Below are 22,813 nucleotides of genomic sequence, written 5' to 3'. Positions count from 1 at the left end.
CGGCTCTCCGGGCCGCCGCACACGCGCGGCCTCACCGAAAACGCTAGGCGACGCTGTGCCCGTCCGGGGGAATTCGGCGGAAAACGGGACGAGAGGTCTAGTTGCCCTCGGCCCGCCCGAGGCGCCAGTAGCCCATGAACGCGACCAGCTTGCGGTCGACGCCGCACTCGGCGACCAGGTGGCGGCGCAAGGTCTTGATCATCGCGGCCTCGCCGGCGAGCCAGGCGTAGAAGCGGCTGACGTCGACGACCTCCTCCGGGACCTCCCAGAGCACGTCGTGGTCGACGTCCACGTCCTCCAGCTCGACGGCTTCCGTGGCCCCGCCCAGGTGCCCCTCGCCGAACAGCCGGCGGGTCGCCGCCCGTACGGCGGGAATGAGCTTTTCGCCGTGGGTGGCGTTGTCGCGGGCCAGCCAGGTGACGCGGACGCCCGCAGGCGCCACCAGCTCCAGCGCGTCGTCGGCCGAGGGCACCTCGAGCAGGGCCTCACCGCGTGCGTCGGCCGGCAGCCGCTCGAGGATCCCGGTGATGGCCGGCACCGCTGTCTCGTCGCCGCCCAGCAGCAGGCAGTCGGTGTGCGCGGGCGGGTGGAAGTCGATGCCCCCGTGCGGGCCGTCGAAAAGAGCGTTCGGACCCATCAGGTAGGCCGGGGTGCCCGGACCGGCCTCGGCGGCGAACCGGGAGGCGGGGCCGTCGACGCCGTGCAGCACCATGTCGACGTCGACCTCGCGCAGCTCGGGGCGGACGGCGCGCACCGTGTACGTCCGGATCGGGTTGCGCCGCTCCTCGGGCAGCTCACGCCACTCCGTGTACCAGTCCTCGCCCGTCGGCAGGTGCGCCAGGCCCGAGCCGGGCAGCGGCGGGATCAGCTTGATCCGCTGGTCGAAGCCGTTGTCGGCGAACGTGTCCAGGTCGTCGCCGGTGAAGGTGACGCGCACGAAATGCGGGCTGAGCCGCGTCACCGCACGCACCTCGGTGGCGAAGAACCGCCACGGCACCGTGCTCGTGGCCGGGTCGACGGTCTGGGTCACGGGAGGCCTCCTGAGCAACTTCCGGAACGTAAGGCACGCCTAACCTAACCTGCCGGTTCCGGAACTGGCCACCCGGGCCGCCTAGTCCTCCAGCGCCTCGCCCGTCGCGTGCCGGGCCGGCGGGCTACTTCTCGGCGGGGGCGTCCTCGGCCTCCGCGGCCGCCTTGGCCTGCACCCGGGCCTCGGCCTCGGCCGCGGCGGCCGACGAGTAGACGCGCGGCTTCGGGATGGCGGCCTTGGCGCGGGCCGGCCTCGCCTTCGGCGTCTTCGCGACGGGTTCAGGCTCAGGCTCAGGGGCCGCAGCGGAGGCAGGGGCCGGGGCCGGGGATGGGGCAGGAGCGGCGGCGGGGGCCGGGGATGGGGCAGGGGCCGCGGCGGGGGCCGGGGAAGGGGCAGGAGCGGCGATCGGGTGCGGGGGCAGGGCGACCGACGGCCCCTCCAGCACGTCGAACCGGTCGGCCACCGGGTGGTGAATCGGGGCCGGGGCAGGGGCGCGCCCCGCCCGGGTGCGCGGGGTCAGCCCACCGTCGCGCTCGGGCACGCCGATCAGCACGGCCGCGACCCGCCCCGGCGCTACCTGCTCCAGCTCGGCCGCGGCCCGCACGGCGGCGGCCCGGGTGGTGCGGCGATAGTCGGTGACCAGCAGCACGTGGTCGCTGTGGGCGGCCAGGCCGAGCCCGTCGGAGACGCTGAGCAGGGCCGGCGAGTCGAGCACGACGACGTCGCACTGCGTCTTGAGCTCGTGCAGCAGCCCGGTCAGCCCGCCCGCGGCCAGCAGGTCGCCGCTGCCGTCGCGGTCGGCCCCGGCCGCCAGCACCCGCAGGTTGACGATCGCGCCGGCGGCCAGGGTCTCGGCCAGCGAGTGCTCGCCGGTCAGCACGTTCGTCAGCCCGCGGTCGCGGGACAGGTCGAACATCAGATGCAGGGCCGGGTGGCGGACGTCGGTGTCGATCAGCACGACCCGGCGGCCGGCCTGGGCCAGGGCGACGGCCAGGTTGGCCGCCGTCGTGCTGCGGCCCTCGCCGTCGCGGCCGCCCGCCACCAGCACCGTCGACGGGCCCTGCAGCCGCGGGCCGAGCCGGGCCCGCAGGTAGCGGTAGGACTCGGCGTCGGCCGAGTCGGGGGAGCGCAGCAGCACCGGCAGCGGGGCGCCCGGGCCGTGCGAGCGGCGGGCGCGGGGGATCGTGGCCAGCACCGGCACCCCGGTCACCCGCTCGAAGTGCTCCCGCCCGCCGAGCCGGTCGCGGCGGCGGGCCAGCCACAGCGCCGAGAGCAGCCCGAGCAGCAGGCCCAGCGCGGCGCCGGGGGCCAGATAGACCCAGAGCGGGCGGTGCCGCTCCTCGGCCCGGCTCGCCGGCGACACCAGCGAGGCGGCGATGCCGTACTGGGCGATGCTGCTGTTGCGATAGCGCACGTATTCGGCCGCCACGGCCTGGGCGCGCTGCTGGGCGACGGTGGCGTTGCGGTTGTCGTACGTGAAGACGATCGCGGCCCCGCCGCCCTCGACCGCCTCGACCTTCAGGCCCCGGGTCAGCACGTCCTGGCCGATGCCGAGCTGCCCGGAGACGGTCTTGAGCACGTTGCCGGAGCGGGCGATCTCGCGTTCGGTGCCGGGGTTGGCGGCCACCGGGATCGTGTCGGGGCTGAGCCGGGGGCTGGTCACGGCGGTCGCGGTCGAGCGGTAGGCCGGTTTCTCCAGGCGGCTCAGCGCGTATGCCCCGGCGGTGAGCAAAACGGTCACCAGAATGATCCACCAGCCGTACCCCCGCAGAAGCCGCGCAGGTCTGCCGTCCGTCGTCATGCCGGGTCCGCCTCCCGTGATGCCGCCTTGAACCGCAGCCTACGGCGGGATCGACACAGGCCGCTAGCCAGGGCCTCTGTCGGTTCCCGGCGGCCCGCCGCAGGATAGGGGCATGCCGATCTTCTACGGCGGGGACTACAACCCCGAGCAGTGGCCCGCGGACGTGTGGGCCGACGACGTGCGGCTGATGCGCGAGGCCGGGGTCAACCTGGCCACCGTCGGCGTGTTCTCGTGGGCGCGGATCCAGCCCGCCGAGGGTGTCTTCGACTACGAGTGGCTCGACCAGGTCATCGACCTGCTGCACGCGGCGGGGATCGCCGTCGACCTGGCCACCGGCACCGCGTCGCCGCCGCCCTGGCTGACCGCGAAGTATCCGGCGGTGCTGACCGAGAACGCGGACGGCGTGACCCGGTGGCCGGGTAGCCGGCAGCACTACGCCCCGACGTCGCCCGTCTATCGGCGGCTCGCTTCCGACCTCGTACGGGCCACAGTGGAGCGCTACCAGGATCACCCGGCCGTGGTGCTCTGGCACATCAACAACGAGCTCGGCTGTCACGTCGCCTACGACTACTCGGATCAGGCGGCCGCGGCCTTCCGGGTCTGGCTGTCCGGCAAGTACGGCGACGTCGACGCGCTCAACGCGGCCTGGGGCACGATGTTCTGGTCGCAGCGCTACACCGATTTCGCCGAGATCCTGCCGCCGCGGCACGCGCCCTACAGCGTCAACCCGTCGCAGGTGCTCGACTTCCGCCGGTTCAGCTCGGACATGCTGCTCGACCTGCTGCGGATGGAGAAGCGGATCATCCGCGAGGCCGGGGCGACGCAGCCGTTGACGAGCAACATGATGAGTGCCTTCCAGCCCACCGACTACTGGTCGTGGGCCGCCGAGGTCGACGTCATCGCCGACGACACCTACCCCGATCCGCGCGACCCCCGGTCGTACGAGGTCGGCGCCTTCGCCCGCGACCTGATGCGCTCGCTGAAACCGGGCAAGCCGTGGATTCTCATGGAGCAGGCGCCCAACTACGTCAACTGGCGGGAGAACAACGCGGCCAAGGCGCCCGGGCAGATGGCCGCGATGAGCATGCAGGCGGTCGGGCGCGGCGCCGACGGCGTGCTGTTCTTCCAGTGGCGGCAGTCGTCGGCCGGGGCCGAGAAATACCACTCGGCGATGCTGCCCCACGGCGGTCCCACCACGCGGACGTTCCGGGAGATCTCGCGGCTGGGCGCCGAGCTGGCGGAGCTGGGCGACCTGCCGGCCCCGGGCGGCGAGGCCGCGGTCGCGATCGTGCTCGACTGGGACAGCTGGTGGGCGCTCGACCAGCCCAACCACCCGGCCCCGCTCGACTACATCGCCCAGGTGCGCGCCTGGCACGGTGCGTTCCTGCAGGCCGGGGTGCAGACCGATTTCGTACGGGCCACCGGACCGTTCGACGGCTATCGCCTCGTCGTGGCGCCCAGCCTGCACCTGCTGCCCTCGGCCGCCGCGTTGGTGTCGTTCGTCGAAGCCGGTGGCGCCCTGCTGACCACGGCGTTCACCGACATCGTGGACGAGCACGACCGGTTCCGGCCGGGCGGCTTCACGCGGCAGCTCGGGCCGGTGCTCGGGGCCACGGTGCTGGACTTCGCGGGCGTGCTGCCGGGCGAGGCGACCGTACGGGGTGACGGGTTGGGCTTCGAGGGGACGGTGCTGGCCGAGGTGCTGCACGTCGAGGGGGCCACGGTGCTGGCGACCTTCGGTGACGGCTCGCCCGCGTTCACCAGCCACCCGTACGGCTCGGGCACGTCCTATCACCTGGCCACGATCGCCGACGAGGCCGGCACCGCGGCCCTCACCTCGTACGTGGTGGGCGCCCTGGACCTGAAGCCCGTGCTGAAGGACCTGCCCCCGCGCGTGGAGGCGTGCGCCCGCGGCCCGATGGTGACCCTGATCAACCACAATCCGACGCCGGTCGAGGTCAACGGCCAGATCCTCGAGCCGTACGGCTATCGGATCACCAAGCCGTAGTGGTGACCCCGTCGAGGCCGGGCACGGCGTTGCGATGCTCGGTGGCCAGGATCGTCAGCATCCGCTCGGCCTCGGCCAGGGTGGCGTATTTGCCCGTCGAGGCCTCCGCGTCGGCGTCCGGCGTCTCCAGCCAGAGCCGGCCCTCCTCCCAGCGCATCTGCACGCAGCCGGCCGTGGGGTGGACCGCCACCAGGAAGGCGTTGACGCGGGTGGGCAGGCGGCGCAGCACGTCGAGCATCTCGGCCGGCCCCATCGGCCGCTCCGAGCCGTCGTGCAGCGTCACCGTGATCGGGCTCGCCTCCTCGGGCGCGCCGGGGTGCGCCGCCATGCGACCGTGCCGGCGCCGGGCCCACTGCAGCGGGACCAGAATGCGCTGCCCGGCCTCGCCGTCCCACTCGACGGTCAGCCCCTCGGCGCGCAGGGCGGCGGCGATCTCCTCACCCAGCTCGACGGTCGGTTCGGCGCCGGCATGCCCGTACGCCAGCCAGACGCCGCCACCGTTGACGGCTCGCTGCGCGTCCTGCTCGTGATAGAAGACGTAACCCCGGCCGGCGCCCTCGTCGCGGATCTCGGTGGTGCCGCAATTCCGGCAGCAGGCGAAGTCTTCCCGGGCGGTGATGCCGGCCATGTCGAGGGCCCGGAAGGCATCGGTCAGCCGGTCGCTGTCGGTGCGCTCGGGCCACGACGCCTGCGCGGCCAGATGGGCCGCGAACTCGTCCTGGGTGATCGCCTCGGCCAGCGGGCGCAACTCGGCTCCGGAAGCCTGGTCCTCCAGCCATTCGACCGTGCCGTCCACGATCTCGGCGTAGGTCGAGCGCCCGCGGGCTACCTCTTCCCGGATGTGGTCGGCCGCCTGCTGCCGGAGGTCCTCATCGATCATGCGCCGGAAGGTAGCAGCACCCACCGACAGAACGCGGACGGGCATTTTTGCTCGGAGCGACCGTGGCCCGGAGCTGCGAAAGCTGATCGACGCGCGGCGTGTTCCTCCGGGGGCGCGCCGCACGCCTACGTGGCGACCAGGCGCAGCGGCGGGTGGGCGGCCGGCCCCTCCAGCGCCGCCGTCGTGGCGGGATCGGCGGGCAGGTAGACGATCAGGCGGAGGCTGTCGTCGGCCGGGAGCTCCAGCGATTCGTAGGCCAGGGTCAGCGAGCCCAGCGCCGGATGAGCCACGCGCAGGATGCCTGTGGGGGCGGGGACGCCGGGGACCGTGGCCACGCGGCTGGTGAAGTCGTCGCCCGCGATCACCGACAGCTCGTCGGCCACCGCCGCCACGTACGGGTCGGCGCGGAACGGGCCCTCCTTGAGCGTGGCCACCCAGTGGTCGGCCACCGCGGGCCACTCCAGGAACACCGTGCGGGCGCGGGGCGACGTCAGGACGTACCGGAGAAGGTTGGGTGGGTCGGTCCCGAGCAGGCCGAGCGGCTGGGCGAACGCGTCGAACGCCGCCGTGCGGGCCACCAGGTCGCCCAGGTGGTTGACGAGCACGGCCAGGGACGGCTCGAGCCGCTCGATCAGGGCGCGCAGCGTCGGCCGCAGAACCCGGCTCGGGGTCAGGTCGGCGCGGCACGGGAAGGTGGCGTCGGCGCCCTTGGTCAGGCGGTAGAGGTGGACGCGGTCGTTGCCGCTGAGCCGCAGCACGTCGGCCAGCGCGCCCAGCACCGGTGGCGACGGGTGGCGGTCGCGGCCCTGCTCGAGGCGGGTCACGTATTCGACGCTGACACCGGCCAGCATCGCCACCTCGGAGCGGCGCAGGCCGGGCGTGCGGCGGCGCGAACCCGCGGGCAGGCCCACCGCGGCCGGGTCGATCGACTCGCGGCGGCTGCGCAGGAACAGGCCGAGCTCGTTCTCGCTCACCGTCCGACCGTAGCGCCGCGGTTCCGATTTATGGTGTCCCCGCTGCTACCAGCCTAGGAGCGGCCTGGTTACGCGTTCCGAAAGCCGCGAGCGTCGGGTCATGACGACAAACGTGATTGTGGTGGGTGGCGGCTACGGCGGCATCACCGTGGCCAAGGCCCTCGACGACGTGGCCCGGGTGACCCTGATCGAGCCCAAGGCCACCTTTGTGCACAACGTCGCGGCGCTGCGGGCGGTGATCGACCCGGCGTGGGCCGAGAAGATCTTCCTCCCGTACGGGGGAATGCTCGTCAATGGCGTCGTGCGGCGCGACCGGGCGGTGCGGGTGACCGAAAGAACCGTCGAGCTGGAATCGGGGGAATCATTGAATGCCGACTATGTCGTGCTCGCGACCGGTTCCTCCTATCCGTTCCCGGCGAAGACCGCTCAGGAGGGGCCGGCGCATTTCCGACAACTGCACGGCGAGCTGGCCGCGGCCGCGACTGTGCTGCTGATCGGGGCCGGTCCGGTCGGGCTGGAGTTCGCGGGCGAGATCAAGGCGGCCTGGCCGGAGAAGCACGTGATCGTGGTCGACCGGGGGACCGAGCTGATGCCGGGGGACTATCCGGACGAGTTCCGGCGGCAGCTGCGCGAGCAGATCGACGAGCTGGGCATCGACCTGCGGCTGGGCACGACGGCGAACGGCGTCGCGGCCGATCTGACGCTGGTCTGCCACGGCGCCTCGGTCGACCGGAGCTACCTGGCCGGCTCGGGCGACCGCATCGAGGTGACGCCGGAGCTGCGGGTGCGGGGGAGCGCGACGCTGTTCGCGATCGGCGACGTCACGGCGCTGCCCGAGCAGAAGATGGCCCGGCTGGCCCAGATGCACGCCGGGGTCGTCGCGGCCAACATCCGCTCGCTGATCGCGGGTGGCGAGGCCGAGCACACGTACGCGCCGCAGCCCGACGCCATCGTGCTGCCACTCGGCCCCAAGGGCGGGGTGACGTACGCGCCGGAGGTGGGAGTGCTGGGCGCGGCCGAGAGTGCCGCGATCAAGGACGGGTTCTATCTGGACCAGTATCGGGAGCTGCTCGGGGCTATGGACACTTGATTTACCAGCATCTATGGTGAGCGAATCCGCCGACATATCGAAGCGCTTCGACGAAGGGCACGCCGGGGCGCATTCCGCAGTTGAGGTGAATTGCTCATGCGAAGGCGATTTCTGGCGGTCCTGGCCGCCGGACTGCTGGCCGCTCCGGTCGTCCCCGGAGCGGCCCACGCCGAACCGTCCTACCCGTTCCGCGACCCGGCCCTGCCGCTGCAGGCGCGCGTCGACGACCTCGTCGGGCGGCTCACGCTCGACGAGAAGGTCGCCATGCTCCACCAATATCAGCCGGCGGTCCCGCGCCTGGGGGTCGGCTTCTTCAAGACCGGCACCGAGGCGCTGCACGGCGTCGCCTGGTCGACCGACATCGACAACGGCGGCGCCGTCGTCACCGCCGACGGCACCAGCTTCCCGCAGGCCGTGGGGCTGGCCAGCACGTGGGATCCCGACCTGATCAAGCGGGTCGGCGCGGCGGTCGGCGACGAGGCCCGCGGCTTCCACTCCCGCAACCCGCGCGTCTGGGGCCTCAACCTGTGGGCGCCGGTCGTCAACCTGCTGCGTGACCCGCGCTGGGGGCGCAACGAGGAGGGCTACTCCGAGGACCCCTACCTGACCGGGGCCATCTCCACGGCGTACGGGAAGGGGTTGCAAGGTCCTGACCCGGAGCACCTGAAAACGGCTCCGACGCTCAAGCACTACCTGGCCTACAACAACGAGACCCGGCGCGACACCACCTCGTCCAACGTGCCGCCGCGGGTGCTCAACGAATACGACCGGGCCGCGTTCAAGCCGGCGCTGATCGCGAACGCGGCGACCGGCGTGATGGCCTCCTACAACCTGGTCAACGGGCGGCCGGCCACAGTGGACCCCGATCAGGCCGGGCTGCTGCGCGGCTGGTCGGACTATCCGCTGTTCAACGTGAGCGACGCGTGGGCGCCGAACAACCTGACCGGCTCGCAGGCGTATTTCCCGACCCAGGCCGAGGCGAGCGCCGCGCTGCTCAAGGCCGGGCTCGACAGCTTCACGGTCAACGACACCAACGGCGCCCCGACCGTCACCGCGGTCAAGGAGGCGCTGGCGCAGGGGCTGCTCGCCGAGGCCGACGTCGACAAGGCGGTCGGGCACGCGCTGAGCATCCGGTTCCGGCTCGGGGAGTTCGATCCGGGCGGCGGCCCGTACGGGAAGATCGACGCGTCGGTCATCGACTCGCCGGCCCATCGCGAGCTGACCCGGGAGGCCGCCGGAGACGCGATGGTGCTGCTCAAGAACCAGCGCGAGCTGCTGCCGCTGCGACCGGGCGGCAAAGTCGCGGTGGTCGGGCCGCTCGCCGGCGAGCTCTACACCGACTGGTACGGGGGCAAGCTCCCGTACGAGGTGACGGCGCTCGACGGCATCGCGGCGCGGGCGTCCTCCGTGGTCGGCGCGAACGGGGCGGACCGGATCGCGCTGCGATCGGCTGCCACGGGCCGCTACCTGACGGCCGTCGATGGTGGCCCGGCCTCGGTGACTGCCGCGGCGGCGGACGCCCTTGCCCAGTTCGACGTCGTCGACTGGGGCCAGGGCGTGGTGACCCTGCGCAACGTGGCCAACGGCCGCTATCTCAACGGCTCGTTCCAGACCGTGGACGAGCAGCCGGGCGGCTGGTTCGTGCAGCAGCAGTTCAAGATCGAGGCGCAGGCGGACGGCAGTGTGGTGCTGCGCTACGCCGGCTATGAGACCTCGGAGAGCTGGTTCGGGCCCAACGTCTATGTGACCGTGGGCGCCGACGGCAAGCTCGCGCTGGGCTCGCCCGACGCGGCCGGGGCGGCCCGGTTCACGCGCGAAGTGCTGCGCAGCGCGATCGACGAGGCGGTGACGGCGGCGAAGACGGCGGACACGGCCGTGGTGGTGGTCGGCAGCCAGCCCATGATCAACGGCCGCGAGGCCCACGACCGTACGAGCATCGGACTGGCCGCCGGACAGGAAGCGCTTATCAAAGCCGTCGTGAAGGCCAATCCCCGTACGGTCGTGGTCCTGCAGACGAGTTATCCGGTGTCCGCGTTGCCGCCCGAGGTGCCCGCTCTGTTGTGGACAACCCACGCGGGGGCCGAGACCGGGAACGCCTTGGCCGACGTCTTGTACGGGTCACGCAACCCGGCCGGGCGCCTGACCCAGACGTGGCCGACGTCGGTTTCCGGTGATCTGCTGGAGTACGACATCATCTCGTCGGGGCAGACCTACCTTTACAGTTCAGCGCGGCCGCTTTATCCGTTCGGCCATGGGTTGTCCTACACGTCATTCCGCTACGGCGCTTTGTCGGTCAGCGGGGGCCGGGTCTCGGTCGCGGTGACCAATACCGGCCGCTCCGCCGGCGACGAGGTGGTCCAGCTTTACACGCACCAGCGGACGTCCCGGGACCGTACGGCGGTCAAGCAGTTGCGGGGTTTCGCCCGGGTGGCGTTGAAGGCGGGGCAGACCAAGACGGTCACGTTGCCATTGAAGCCTTCCGACCTGGCCCGCTGGGATCAGACCCGGTCGCGGTGGATCGTGGAGAAATCCGACTACGACATTCTCGTGGGCGCGTCGTCGAGCGACATCCGTGCCCGGGGTGTCCTGCGCGTCCAGGGCTCGACGATTCCGCCACGGGATCTGACGAAGACTCGGGCCGAGACCTTTGACGCGTACGAGGGAGTGCGGCTGCTCGACGAGACCAAGGCCGCCGGCACTGTCGTGGGCGCCACCGCCGACGGCCAGTGGGCTGCCTACCAGGACGCCGCTCTGAAGGGGGTCACGTCGTTCACCGGACGGGTCTCCGGCACCGGCACAATTCAGGTGCGTCTCGGGTCACCCACCGGCCGGCTGCTCGGCACGGCCACCGCCTCGGGCACCGGCGGCGTCTACTCGTACGCGGACGTCCGGGCCCCGCTGACCCGGACGACGGGCCGCCACGACATCTATCTGGTTCTTGACGCCGGGGTGCGGCTGGCGGAATTTACTTTGAAGTAGAACCTATGCTCTGCGCCATGGACGGTCCGAGCATCAAGAGGTGGGCCGCCGCGGCGGTGCCGTGGTGGGTGTCCCGGGTGGGGCTGTTGCTCGGGTGGGTGGTCGCCGTCCTCGTGGCGGTGGCCGCCGACAACCGGGCCTGCTCGGTGGCGGACCCGCAAGTGTGCGGGCCGGACGTGACGTTCGCGGTGGGCATCGTCATCCTGCTCGCCACGCCGGTGCTGCTGTGGTGGCTGCCCCTGGCCGGCTGCGCGGCCGGGGTGGTGTTCGCCGTCCTCGACGTCATCTACGACGACTTGCGGGCCGCGAACGTGGCCTTCGCCCTTCACGGCCTGCTCTGCCTGGCCGTCGCCGCCTGGATCGTCTCGGCGCGGCGGCGGCAGGCGGCGGTCGTCGCGGAGGTGGCCGAGCCCGTACGCCTGGACACGGAGCTGACCGAGCGGCTGCGCGACAGCGTCCCCGGGTGGGGCGGGCGGTCCGTGATCGCCGGCCTGCTGATCGTCATCGGGGCCATCGGCCTGGCCTGGTACAACCACCGCACCGACCAGGTCGCGCGGCACGAGGCGGCCGCCGTACGGGCGGAGGCGGTGGTGCGCAGCGTCGACAACTCCGAGGGCACGGTCGTGCTCGAGGTGCCGCGGCCGGTGGAGGTCGACGTGCTCGGCTCGTACGAGCCCGGGCAGGTCGTCCCGGTGCTGGTCGACGGCGACTGGGTGCGTCCCGTGGACGAGCCCGAGGACGTGACCGTCTGGCTCAGCATCGGGCTGGGAGCGCTCGCCCTCGCCCTCCTGCTGCTGGTCCGCGAGCAGCGCATGCGGGCGGCCCGCCGGCGGCTGCTGAGCGGCGGCCCGCTGCCCGGCGTCGAGCTGACCGCCGCCCCGGACCAGGGCCGCGCGCTGCTGCACGACGGCCTGGCCCTGGTGCCGGTCGCGTCGACCCCGCGCCGGCTGTCCCGTCCCCGCCTGACCGGTGAGGAAGTGAAGTGGGAGGACAGCTGGAAAACGGAGGAGACGCGGCCGCAGCCCGTGACGGTGGCCGGCGACCTGCGCGACGGCGGCTGGGTTCTGCTGCTGACTGAGGACGCCGTCCTGCTGCCCGAGGCGCCCGTGCGCACGCCGCGGCGTCAGCCCGCTCCGGGCAGTAAGTAGGATCCGGGCTGAAGCAGCAGGCAGGGAGCGTGGATGGCGACGATCAACGACGTGGCGCGGGCGGCCGGCGTGTCCCCGAGCACGGTGTCGTACGTGCTGAGCGGCCGCCGCCCGATCTCGGCCCAGACCCGCGCCCGCGTGCAGGCCGCGATCGCCGAGCTCGGCTTCCACCCGCACGCGGGGGCGCGCGCCCTGGCCAGCAGCCGGACGAGCGTGCTGGCCCTGGTCGTGCCGCTGCGCGTCGACGTCAACGTGCCGGTCATCATGCAGTTCGCGACCGCCGTCGTCACCGCCTCGCGCGTGCACAACCATGACGTGCTGCTGCTGACCAAGGACGAGGGCACCGCGGGTCTCGAGCGCGTCGCGCACAGCACGATGGTCGACGCGCTGATCGTGATGGACGTGGAGCGCGACGACGTCCGCATCCCGGCCCTGCGCCGGCTCAAGCAGCCGTCCGTGCTGATCGGGCTGCCCGAGGCCCCCGACGGCATCGTCTGCGTCGACCTCGATTTCGAGGCGGCCGCGGCCGAGACCCTGCGGCACCTGTCGTTCCACGGGCACCGCCGGATCGCGCTGGTCGGGCCGTCACCCGCGGTCTACAAGCGCGGCACCACGTACGCGGAAAGGTTCTTGACCGGTTTCACCGAGACGTCGGCGGCGCTGGGCCTGCAGACGCTCGCCCACCCCTGCGAGCCGGGGCGCGAGGGGGTGCGGGCCTGCCTGGCCGACATCGACGCGCAGCTGCCGGGGGCCACGGCGTTCGTCGTGCACAACGAGGAGGCGCTGCGGATCGTGCTCGAGGAGCTGCAGGCGAGCGGGCGCCGGGTGCCCGCGGACGTCTCGGTGGTGGCGGTCTGCCCGCGGGACGTGGCCCTCAACATGCCGTTGCCGCTGACCTCGGTCGACATCCCGGCCCACGACGTCGGCGGCCTGGCGGTCGAGACGGCCATGAAGCTGCTCGACGGCCGGCACACCGAGCCCGTACGCCTGCTCCCGCCCACGCTCGTCGAGCGGGAGAGCAGCGCTAGACCGCCTGATTGATCCGCACCATGTTGCCGGCCGGATCGCGGAAGGCGCAGTCGCGCAGCCCGTACGGTTGGTCGATCGGCTCCTGCACCACGTCGGCGCCGTTCTTCTGCACCGTCTCGAACGCCTCGTCGACGTTCTGGCTGCTCAGCGCGATGCTGGCGTAACTGCCCTTGGCCATCAGCTCGGCGATCACGCGCTTCTCGTCGTCGGTCAGGCCGGGGTCGACGGCCGGCGGGTGCAGCACGATCGACGTCTGGGGCTGCCCGGGCGGGCCGACGGTGATCCAGCGCATGTCGCCGTAGCCGACGTCGTTGCGCACCTCGAAGCCCATGGTGTCGCGCCAGAACGCCAGCGACGCCTCGGGGTCGTCGGCGGGAAGGAACGTGTTGTGAATCGTGAGGTCCATGCCCGTAACGCTAGAGGCCGGGCGCGGGCGTCGCTTCTCGATTCCTGATCGGTCGGGTGACCTGCTTGACGACGCATCCCGGCAGCCCCTGGGCCTGCGCCTGCTCGGCCGTGAAGCGCCTGTACGCGCTGGGGGACATGCCCACCAGCTCGGAGAAGCGCGTGCTGAACGTGCCGAGCGACGAGCACCCGACCGCGAAGCAGACGTCGGTGACGCTGAGGTCGCCGCGGCGCAGCAGGGCCATCGCGCGCTCGATGCGGCGGGTCATCAGATAGCTGTACGGCGACTCGCCGAACGCGGCGCGGAACTCGCGGCTCAGGTGGCCGGCCGAGACGTTGACCCCGCGGGCCAGGGCCTCGACGTCGAGGGGCTGGGCGTAGTCGCGGTCGATCCGATCGCGGACCCGGCGGAGAAGTCGCAGGTCCTTGAGCCGTTGCTCGTGCCTGTCCGACATTCCTCCCACTTATATCGTCTACCACACCCCCGGTCTTGCGGCAAGACCCCGGTGGTCCCGGAGAATCGCTCACCGTGGAACCGTTCAACCTGCCTGCCAACCTCGCCGCCAAGGGTGATCCGGCCCTGATCGCCGAGGACACCAAGCACTTCGCGGCGATCTCCTCAAGCCTGACCGCGACCATTGCCGAGCTGACGGAACGCCTGGAGGCCGTGCGCAAGGCGCCCGCGGGCAAGGGCCGTCAGGCCGTCGACCGGGACGAGGAGGTCAAGCGGCTCACGGCCCGGCTGCGGGCGCTGCGGCGCTACAGCCTCGACATCTGCCTCGGGCGACTTCATTTCGACGCCGGCGATCGTCTTTACATCGGCCGTTTCGGGCTGACCGACAGCGACGGGCGGCGCCTGCTCGTGGACTGGCGGTCGCCCGCGGCCGAGCCGTTCTTCGGCGCCACCCACGCCCAGCCGATGGGCCTGGCCAGCCGCCGCCGCTACCGGTGGACCGGCGGCCAGGTCACCGACTACTGGGACGAGGTGTTCACCCCCGGCGGGCTCGAGGGGCACGCCGCCCTCGACGACCAGTCCGCGTTCGTCGCCAGCCTGGGCGGCAACCGGTCGGCGCGGATGCGGGACGTGCTGGGCACGATCCAGGCCGACCAGGACGCGATCATCCGGGCCGGCTCGAGCGGCGCGCTGGTCGTCGACGGCGGTCCGGGCACCGGCAAGACGGTCGTCGCGCTGCACCGCACGGCGTACCTGCTCTACACCGAGGCGCGCGGCGTGCTCTTCGTCGGCCCGCACGAGCCCTATCTGGCGTACGTCTCCGACGTGCTGCCCAGCCTGGGGGAGGAGGACGTGCAAACGTGCATGGTGCGTGACCTGGTGCCCGAGGGCGCGACGGCCGTGCCCGAGAGTGATCCGGCAGTCGCTGCGCTGAAATCGTCGGCCCGGATCGTCCATGCGGTCGAGGCGGCCGTGCGCTTCTACGAGGAGCCGCCGGTCAAGGGCATGACGGTGGCGACCGACGACGACGAGATCCGGCTGACCGCGGACGACTGGGCCGAGGCCTTCGACGCGCCCGGCCCCGCCACCCCGCACAACGAGGGGCGCGGCCAGGTGTGGGCGGAGCTCCTGACGATCCTGCTGGTCAAATATCAGGGCGAAGAGCCTTCCGACCTCGTACGCCGGAGCCTGCTGCGCAACCGGGACCTGCTCGCGGCGTTCAACCGGGCGTGGCCGATCCTCGAACCCGCCGACATCGTCGCCGATCTCTGGTCGGTGCCGGCGTACCTGCGGAAATGCGCGCCCTGGCTGAGCACCGACGAGATCCGGGCGCTGCAACGCACCGACCCGCGGGCGTGGACGCACGCCGATCTGCCGCTGCTGGACGCCGCGTACCAGCGGGTGGGCGATCCCGAGACGTCCCGCGAGGAACGCCGCCGCGCCGTCGCCGTCGACTCGCAACGCCGCTCGTACGCCCGGGTGATCGACGACCTGCTCGCCTCGCACGAATATGACGACGGCGAGGGCCTCATGCAGATGTTCATGCAACAGGACATGCGCGACGTGCTGATCGACTCCTCCCAGCATGACTCCAACGTGGATCTTTTGGCCGGCCCGTTCGCCCACATCGTCGTGGACGAGGCTCAGGAGCTGACCGACGCCGAATGGCAGATGCTGCTGCTGCGCTGCCCGTCCCGCAGCTTCACGATCGTCGGCGACCGCGCCCAGGCCCGGCACGGCTTCACCGAGTCGTGGTCCTCGCGACTGGCCAGGGTGGGCATCGAGCGCATCCACCAGGCCTCCCTGACGATCAACTACCGTACGCCGTCCGAGGTCATGAACGCGGCGGCGCCGGTGATCCGAGCCGTGCTGCCCGACGCCAACGTCCCCACATCCATCCGCGACAGCGGAACCCCCGTCCGGTACGGCTCCAGGTCGGAGCTCGCGGAGGTCGTGAGTGGATGGCTCGTGTCACACGCCTCCGGTGAGGGTATTGCTTGCGTGATCGGCGACCCGTCGTTCGCGTGGCCGTCCCCGCGGGTGCGCTCGCTGACCCCCGAACTGGCCAAAGGCTTGGAGTTCGACCTGGTGGTCCTGGTCGACCCCGACTCGTTCGGCACCGGCATCGAAGGCGCGGTCGACCGCTACGTGGCCATGACCCGCGCCACCCAGGAACTGGTGATCCTCACTTCTTGACGCAGGTGGTGAACTCGATGCCCTGCCGGGCCGGCTTGGGCCCCTGACAGTCCTCAGTGGTCACCGGCTTGGGCCCGAAACCGTCCGCCCGCGAATCGGTGACAACCTCGATGTGCCCGTCGTCGCCGGACAGGTAGGTGACGTGGATGGGGTCGCCCTCGACGGTGGGCCAGGAAACCTGGAGCCAGGCCCGATGCCCGGCACTGGCCGCGTCGACAAAGCAACGGGCCACGCCATCGGGAAGCGTCTCACCCTGCCCGAGAGTGAACGTGCCACAGTCGGCCGCCCCCTGCCCGGGGCTCAGCGTCGTGCTGGGTGCGCCGGTGCGCTGGGCGTCTTTCGGCGGCGAGAGGCTGGGATCGAGCGGGGTGGTGGCTGGGCTCGGGCTATTGGCACACGCAGCCACCATGAGGGGCAGAAGGATCGTCAATCGTCTCACTTCGCTTGGACGCGCCCGAGGACTGTCCGGTTGCGCTGGGCCGAGCCACAGCGCGTCGGCACAAGGCCCCATCAGGCGCGCGGCCCTGCGGCCCGGTTGCGCTCGGTGGGGGCTTGATTGAAGCTACTTCGGTCGCCCATGGTCGTGGTCATGCTGACCACTCGATGCCGCTTTTCCGCCGCCGGCTGCGTAAAACTCATCATGCTGTGGTCCGGCTCAAAACGAACCACAGCTCTCAGCGCCAATCCCGCGGCTGAGCGGCCCCTCTCGCCCCGATCTAACCGCAACCACAGCACGACGAGTTTCCCTCACCGCAAGCCCCGGACGGCCGCGAGTGGTCACCGCAACCACCGCCCCAGCGTGACCAAAGAAATTCATCCAAGCCCCCACCGAGCGCATGCAGGCCACCAAGCCCGCGCTCGATGAAGCCTTTCGCCGACGCGCCGTGTCGTGTGCCCATCAGCTGCCGCTCGAAGATGTTTGACCTAGCCTCCTAGGAAGCCTGAAGCGGCAGTGCGAGCGTTGACCGCCGCGGCGTAGCCGAATGGCGTCGAGGGGCGGCGGCGAGGGTGGCGGCCAGGGGCGGCCGCCGGGCGCGGCGTCGAGAGGCGGCGGCGAGGGTGGCGGCCAGGGGCGGGCGTCGAGAGGCGGCGCCGAGGGCTGCGGCCAGGGCCGGCCGCGAGGGGTGGCGAGGGGCGGCCGCGCGTCGTCGAGTCACCGGTGACGTGGAAGTCGCTGGGGGGCTGCGGCTGGGAGCGTTCCCGGCCGGCCGTCGAACGCGGGCAGCGCGGCGACCACGACCGCAGGTCTCGGGTTTGGAAATGTCTTTGTCACACCGTTGACATGTGGGCGCGGGCGGGCCTAGTTTCCTCCCAAAGTCCCGCGTCGAAGCGCTTCGACAACCGTGCGGCAGGAGCCGTGAACTGCCTGTCGAAGCGCTTCGACGGACCCCTCCCGGAGGACGAACCGACATGATTCGATCGCGAGCCGGTCTCTCGGCCGGTGCACTGTTGATGGCTGCCTCGCTCGCTCTCACCGCCTGTGGTGGTGGCGGCAGCGATTCCGAAGAAGGCGCCGACGCCAAGACCCTGACCCTGTGGCACTACGAGGGTCCGAACAGCGCCATGGGTATCGCCTGGAACAAGGCCATCGAGGACTTCAAGGCCAGCCACCCGGGTGTCGAGGTCAAGTTCGAGGAGAAGGGCTTCGAGCAGATCCAGCAGAACGCCCAGATGATCCTCAACTCGGACAGCGCGCCGGACATCATGGAGTACAACAAGGGCAACGCCACCTCGGGCCTGCTGAGCAAGCAGGGGCTGCTCACCGACCTCACCGAGGAGGCGGGCAAGCGGGGCTGGGACAAGGCGCTCAACACCGGCCTGGCCACGACCACCAAGTACGACGACGACGGCATCATGGGCTCCGGCAAGACGTACGGGGTCCCGAACTACGCCGAATACGTCGAGGTCTACTACAACAAGGACCTGTTCAAGAAGTACAACCTGCAGGTCCCGACCACGCTCGACGAGTTCACCAAGGTGATGGACACCTTCGTCCAGAACAAGGTGACCCCGCTCGCCGTCGGTGGCGCCGAATATCCGGCCCAGCAGATTCTCTATTCGCTCGCGCTGAGCAAGGCCGACCGGGCCTGGGTCGACGACTACCAGCTCTACAAGAACAAGGTCGACTTCAAGGGCCCGCAGCTCAAGTATGGCGCGGACACCTTCAAGCAGTGGGTCGACAAGGGCTATATCGCCAAGAACTCGGCAGGCATCAAGGCCGAGGACATGGGCGTCTCGTTCACCCAGGGCAAGTTCCCGATCATGATCTCGGGCTCGTGGTGGTACGGCCGGTTCGTCAACGAGATCAAGAACTTCGAGTGGGGCACGTTCCTGTTCCCGGGCAACAAGCTGCACCCGGGCTCGAGCGGCAACCTCTGGGTCGTGCCGGAGAAGAGCAAGGCCAAGGCGCTCGCGTACGACTTCATCGACATCACCATGAAGCCGGAGATCCAGGCGCTGCTCGGCAACAACGGCGGCGTGCCGGTGGCGGCCGACGCGGCCTCGATCACCGACGCCAAGAACAAGGAACTGATCGAGAACTTCAACAAGATCTCGTCCGAGGACGGTTTGGCCTTCTACCCCGACTGGCCGGCCCCGGGCTACTACGACGTGCTGGTCGCCGGCGTGCAGGGCCTGATCAACGGCTCCAAGACCCCGGACCAGGTGCTGACCGAGATCGCCAAGCCGTACGACGAGAACCTCGCCGACCTCGGCAAGTGACCCGGATGCCGGCGGAGGCAACCCCTTCGCCGGCACACGGAAGGGGTAATGAATGAGGCGCAGGGGATATTGGGTCTTCCTGATCCCGGGTGTGCTGCTGTCGATCCTGGTGATCGTCGTGCCGCTCGTGATGACCGTCTACACCAGCTTCACCAAGTGGAACGGCGTCGGCGACCAGCGCTGGATCGGGTTCGACAACTACACCCGGCTGTTCGAGGATTCGCTGTTCTGGTCGTCGTTCGGCAACATCGTGCTGCTCATCCTGGCCATGGCCGTCGTGCCGACGCTGCTGGGCCTGTTCCTGGCCGCGGTGCTGTTCGACTACGTGGCCAAGAAGTTCAGCAACCGCTGGGCGTCGCTGTTCCGCAGCGGGTTCTATCTGCCGCAGGTGATCCCGGTGGCGGTCACCGGCATCGTGTGGGGCTGGATTTTGCACCCCGAGTACGGCGCGCTCAACAAGATCCTCGACACGATCGGTCTCGGGAGCCTGGCCCACAACTGGCTGGGTGAGCCGGGTTCGGCGCTGTACAGCGTCATGGGCATCATGATCTGGGTCCAGCTGGGCTATCCGATCGTCATGTTCATGGCCGGCCTGCAGCGCGTCGACCCCGAGCTGTACGAGGCGGCCGACCTGGACGGCGCGACCTGGTGGCAGCGGTTCCGCAAGATCACGGTGTATCTGATCCGGCCCGAGTTCTACGTCGTGCTGGTCACGACCACGATCTCGGCGCTCAAGATCTTCGGTCCGATCTTCGTGCTGACCGGCGGCGGGCCGAGCAACGCCACGCTCGTGCCGTCGTACTTCGCGTACAAGAACTTCTTCGAGAAGGCCCAGGTCGGGTACGGCTCGGCGATCTCCACGGTGCTGACCGTGCTGATCATCGCGCTGTCCATCGTGTTCCTGCGCCTGCAGAACCGCGCGGAGCGTAAAGCATGACTCTCACCGCAAATCGCACACCAACGGCGAAGACCGAGCCGCCGAAAGCCGAGAAGCGGGCCAATCCCGTACGGTTCGTCATCCTCGCGGCCCTGCTGGCGCTGCTCCTGATCGTCATCGCGCCGCTGCTGATCATCACGATCAACGCGGTGAAGAGCCCGGCCGACTACGCCGGCGGCGGCCCGTTGTCGCTGCCCTCGAGCCTCTACTGGGACGGCATCGTCGACTTCTGGAACCGGGTCGACTTCGGCATGAAGCTCTGGAACAGCTTCATCACCAGCTTCACGGTGGCCGTCCTGGGCGTGTTGCTGTCGATCCTCAACGCGTACGCGCTGGGCATCGGCAAGGTCAAGGGCCGGGTCTGGTTCCTGGTCTTCTTCCTGGTGGCGAACCTGTTGCCGCAGGAGGTGCTGGTCTACCCGCTGTATTTCCTGTCCAAGGAGGCCGGCCTCTACGACAGCCTGATCTCGATCGTCATCATCTTCACGGTCATCCAGGCCGCGTTCGGGACGTACCTGCTGACCTCGGTCTATCAAGAGTTCCCGACCGAGTTGCTGGACGCGGCGGACGTCGACGGCGCCGGCAAGCTGCGCACCCTGTGGAGCGTCGTCGTGCCGGTCAGCCGGCCCACGCTCGGCGTGCTGTTCACGTTCTTCTTCATCTGGACCTGGAACGAGTTCTTCCTGCCGCTGGTCTTCCTCGTCTCGAACGACAACCAGACCGTGCCGGTGGCCCTCGGTGTGCTGCAGGGCGACCGGCTGATGGACGCCACGATGACCAGCGCCTCGGGCCTGATCGGCATCCTCCCGGCCATGATCTTTTTCCTCGTCTTCCAGCGCACGCTCACCCGCGGCATCACTGCCGGCGCGATCAAGTAGCAAAGGACGCTCATGAAGTTCACCGACGGGTACTGGCTCAAACGCCAGGGCATGACCGTCCTGCACCCGGCTCAGCTGCGGGACACTTCTGCCGACGAGAAGACCCTGACCGCGTACGCCACCACCAAGCCGGTACGCAGCCGGTCGGACACCCTGGACACGCCGCTGGTCACGATCAAGGTCGAGGCGCCGATGCCCGACGTGATCAAGGTGACGCTCGGGCACTTCCTCGGCGGCGCGCCCACGGGACCGAACTTCGCCATCACGAGCGAAGAGCACGACGTGCGCGTGGGGGACACCGAGCTCACCTCGGGGCGGCTCACGGCCAGGTTCCGTACGGGCGAGAAGTGGGCTCTTGATTTTGAGGCCGAGGGCAAGCGGCTGACCGGCAGCGGCTGGCGGGGCATGGGCATCGTCGACACGGCCGACGGCGAGCATTTCGTGCACGAGCAGCTCGACCTGGGCGTGGGGGAGGCCGTCTACGGGCTCGGCGAGCGGTTCGGCCCGCTGGTCAAGAACGGGCAGAGCGTCGACATCTGGAACGAGGACGGCGGCACCAGCAGCGAGCTGGCGTACAAGAACGTGCCGTTCTATCTGACCAACCGCGGCTACGGCGTGCTGGTCGACCACCCCGGCAAGGTGTCGTTCGAGGTCGCGAGCGAGATGGTGTCGCGCACCCAGTTCAGCGTGGCCGGGCAGACGTTGAGCTACTTCATCGTCTACGGCCCCACGCCGGCCGACGTGCTGCGCAAATACACCGCGTTGACCGGCCGGCCCGCGCTGCCCCCGGCCTGGTCCTTCGGCCTGTGGCTGACGACGAGCTTCACCACCCCGTACGACGAGGAGACCGTCACCAGTTTCGTCGACGGGATGGCCGAGCGGGACCTGCCGCTGAGCGTGTTCCACTTCGACACGTTCTGGATGCGCGAGTTCCACTGGTGCGACTTCGAGTGGGACCCGGCGATCTTCCCGGACCCGCCGGGCATGCTCAAGCGGCTGCACGACCGGGGCCTGCGTACGTGCCTGTGGATCAACCCGTACATCGCGCAGCGCTCGGCCATGTTCGCCGAGGGCCTGGCTCAGGGTTACCTGGTCAAGAAGGCCAACGGCGACGTCTGGCAGTGGGACAAGTGGCAGGCCGGCATGGCGCTGGTCGACTTCACCAACCCCCAAGCGCGTTCCTGGTACGCGGCGAAGCTGGCGGGACTCGTCGAGATGGGCGTCGACGCGTTCAAGTCGGACTTCGGCGAGCGGGTGCCCACGGATGTGGTCTGGCACGACGGCTCCGACCCGGAACGGATGCACAACTACTACACGCAGCTCTACAACCAGGTCGTCTTCGACGTCTTGAAGGAGGCCCGGGGCGAGGGCGAGGCCGTGCTCTTCGCGCGGTCGGCCACCGTCGGCGGGCAGCAGTTCCCGGTGCACTGGGGCGGCGACAACTCGGCCACGTACGAGTCGATGGCTGAGAGCCTGCGCGGCGGGCTGTCGCTGATGAGCTCGGGCTTCGGGTTCTGGAGCCACGACATCGGCGGCTTCGAGGGCCGGCCCGACCCGGCCGTGTTCAAGCGGTGGATCGCGTTCGGCCTGCTCTCCTCGCACAGCCGGCTGCACGGCAACCACTCGTACCGGGTGCCGTGGCTCTTCGACGACGAGTCGGTCGAGGTGCTGCGCTCGTTCACGCACCTCAAGTACAGCCTGATGCCGTACCTGTTCGAGGCGGCCCGGCAGGCGCACGAGCAGGGCCTGCCCGTGATGCGCCCGATGATCCTGGGCTTCCCGGACGACCCGGCGGTGACCCATCTCGACCGGCAGTATCTGCTCGGCGGGGATCTGCTGGTCGCGCCCGTGTTCAGCGAGGGCGGCGAGGTCAGCTACTACGTGCCGGCCGGCCAGTGGACGCGTTTCGCCAACGGCGAGGTCGTCGAGGGGCCGGGCTGGCGGCACGAGACGCACGGCTTCGACAGCGTGCCGCTGCTCGTGCGGCCGGGTGCGGTGCTGCCGATCGGCAACCGGACCGACCGGCCCGACTACGAGTTCGCCGACGGTGTGACGCTGCGGCTGTTCTCGCCGGCCGAGGGCACGACCACCGTACGGGTGGGGGAATCTGTTTTCACGGTGACGCGCGACGGCACGGCGATCCGCGTCGACCGGGACGGCCCCGACCTGCCGTGGCGGGTGGAGATCGCCGGCGGCGCGTCGGCCGACCTCGCCGCGGGCGACGCATCCTGGGTCGCGGGGTAGACAACCAATCTCGCCGCGGCGACGCATCTTGGGTCGCCG

Annotated in this window: 17 protein-coding genes; 10 read left to right on the top strand and 7 right to left on the bottom strand. The window is 70.4% G+C overall.

The window, feature by feature from the left end; all coding sequences use genetic code 11:
- Window positions 1-97 precede the first annotated feature (97 nt).
- On the bottom strand, window positions 98-1,030 hold the full coding sequence (locus tag JKJ07_RS48700) for a siderophore-interacting protein (protein WP_203078725.1): 933 nt from the start codon (window positions 1,028-1,030) through the stop codon (window positions 98-100).
- A gap of 124 nt (window positions 1,031-1,154) precedes the next feature.
- Window positions 1,155-2,771 carry a polysaccharide biosynthesis tyrosine autokinase gene (locus tag JKJ07_RS48695; protein WP_203078724.1) on the bottom strand — a complete coding sequence of 539 codons (1,617 nt, stop codon included), beginning with the start codon at window positions 2,769-2,771 and terminating at the stop codon, window positions 1,155-1,157.
- Window positions 2,772-2,943: 172 nt separating this feature from the next.
- Between JKJ07_RS48695 and JKJ07_RS48690 the strand changes: the two genes are divergently transcribed.
- Entirely contained in the window at window positions 2,944-4,839 is a 1,896-nt protein-coding gene (locus JKJ07_RS48690; RefSeq protein WP_203078723.1) for a beta-galactosidase, read from the top strand.
- On the opposite strand, the gene JKJ07_RS48685 is transcribed toward JKJ07_RS48690, so the two are convergent.
- Complete coding sequence (locus tag JKJ07_RS48685; RefSeq protein WP_203078722.1) at window positions 4,826-5,719, bottom strand: DUF6891 domain-containing protein; 894 nt, start codon at window positions 5,717-5,719, stop codon at window positions 4,826-4,828. The genes JKJ07_RS48690 and JKJ07_RS48685 overlap by 14 nt on opposite strands.
- Window positions 5,720-5,844: 125 nt before the next feature.
- Entirely contained in the window at window positions 5,845-6,693 is an 849-nt protein-coding gene (locus JKJ07_RS48680; protein WP_203078721.1) for a helix-turn-helix transcriptional regulator, read from the bottom strand.
- A gap of 100 nt (window positions 6,694-6,793) precedes the next feature.
- Between JKJ07_RS48680 and JKJ07_RS48675 the strand changes: the two genes are divergently transcribed.
- The 4 genes from JKJ07_RS48675 to JKJ07_RS48660 all read left to right on the top strand — a co-directional run bounded on the left by JKJ07_RS48675 (window position 6,794) and on the right by JKJ07_RS48660 (window position 12,951).
- The gene (locus JKJ07_RS48675) at window positions 6,794-7,783 is read left to right on the top strand and encodes an FAD-dependent oxidoreductase (RefSeq protein WP_203078720.1); all 990 of its coding nucleotides are present in this window, start codon (window positions 6,794-6,796) and stop codon (window positions 7,781-7,783) included.
- A 96-nt stretch (window positions 7,784-7,879) separates the two neighbouring features.
- Window positions 7,880-10,762, top strand: a complete 2,883-nt coding sequence (locus JKJ07_RS48670) for a glycoside hydrolase family 3 protein (RefSeq protein ID WP_203078719.1) — start codon at window positions 7,880-7,882, stop codon at window positions 10,760-10,762.
- 17 nt (window positions 10,763-10,779) lie between these two features.
- The gene (locus JKJ07_RS48665; RefSeq protein ID WP_203078718.1) at window positions 10,780-11,910 is read left to right on the top strand and encodes a hypothetical protein; all 1,131 of its coding nucleotides are present in this window, start codon (window positions 10,780-10,782) and stop codon (window positions 11,908-11,910) included.
- A gap of 33 nt (window positions 11,911-11,943) precedes the next feature.
- On the top strand, window positions 11,944-12,951 hold the full coding sequence (locus tag JKJ07_RS48660; protein WP_203078717.1) for a LacI family DNA-binding transcriptional regulator: 1,008 nt from the start codon (window positions 11,944-11,946) through the stop codon (window positions 12,949-12,951).
- Here JKJ07_RS48660 and JKJ07_RS48655 read toward each other — a convergent pair.
- Window positions 12,935-13,345: a VOC family protein gene (locus tag JKJ07_RS48655; protein ID WP_203078716.1), complete on the bottom strand. Its 411-nt coding sequence runs from the start codon at window positions 13,343-13,345 to the stop codon at window positions 12,935-12,937. The two genes, JKJ07_RS48660 and JKJ07_RS48655, sit on opposite strands and share 17 nt — an antisense overlap.
- Window positions 13,346-13,355: 10 nt before the next feature.
- The gene (locus JKJ07_RS48650) at window positions 13,356-13,799 is read right to left on the bottom strand and encodes a helix-turn-helix transcriptional regulator (protein ID WP_203078715.1); all 444 of its coding nucleotides are present in this window, start codon (window positions 13,797-13,799) and stop codon (window positions 13,356-13,358) included.
- Window positions 13,800-13,873: 74 nt separating this feature from the next.
- On the opposite strand from JKJ07_RS48650, the gene helR reads away from it, so the two are divergent.
- Window positions 13,874-15,994 (top strand): RNA polymerase recycling motor ATPase HelR, encoded by a 2,121-nt coding sequence (helR, locus tag JKJ07_RS48645; RefSeq protein ID WP_203078714.1) that lies wholly within the window; start codon window positions 13,874-13,876, stop codon window positions 15,992-15,994.
- Here the strand turns inward: helR and JKJ07_RS48640 are convergent.
- Window positions 15,984-16,226, bottom strand: a complete 243-nt coding sequence (locus JKJ07_RS48640; protein ID WP_203078713.1) for a DUF4362 domain-containing protein — start codon at window positions 16,224-16,226, stop codon at window positions 15,984-15,986. The two genes, helR and JKJ07_RS48640, sit on opposite strands and share 11 nt — an antisense overlap.
- Window positions 16,227-17,404: 1,178 nt before the next feature.
- Here JKJ07_RS48640 and JKJ07_RS48635 point away from each other — a divergent pair.
- From JKJ07_RS48635 to yicI, 4 genes are read left to right on the top strand one after another with little or no spacing between them, the layout of a single operon-like run.
- The gene (locus tag JKJ07_RS48635; protein WP_203078712.1) at window positions 17,405-18,715 is read left to right on the top strand and encodes an ABC transporter substrate-binding protein; all 1,311 of its coding nucleotides are present in this window, start codon (window positions 17,405-17,407) and stop codon (window positions 18,713-18,715) included.
- A 52-nt stretch (window positions 18,716-18,767) separates the two neighbouring features.
- Window positions 18,768-19,652, top strand: coding sequence for a carbohydrate ABC transporter permease (locus tag JKJ07_RS48630; RefSeq protein ID WP_203078711.1), 885 nt, complete (start codon window positions 18,768-18,770; stop codon window positions 19,650-19,652).
- A complete protein-coding gene (locus JKJ07_RS48625) occupies window positions 19,649-20,530 on the top strand; it encodes a carbohydrate ABC transporter permease (RefSeq protein WP_203078710.1) in 882 nt (293 codons plus the stop codon). Before JKJ07_RS48630 ends, JKJ07_RS48625 begins: the two co-directional genes overlap by 4 nt.
- A gap of 12 nt (window positions 20,531-20,542) precedes the next feature.
- Entirely contained in the window at window positions 20,543-22,774 is a 2,232-nt protein-coding gene (yicI, locus tag JKJ07_RS48620; RefSeq protein ID WP_203078709.1) for an alpha-xylosidase, read from the top strand.
- Window positions 22,775-22,813: the final 39 nt, after the last annotated feature.

Source organism: Paractinoplanes lichenicola (genome assembly GCF_016785085.1).
Lineage (GTDB): Bacteria > Actinomycetota > Actinomycetes > Mycobacteriales > Micromonosporaceae > Actinoplanes > Actinoplanes lichenicola.
Note: the sequence above shows the minus strand (reverse complement) of the source record. Positions and strands in the feature narration are given on the sequence as shown.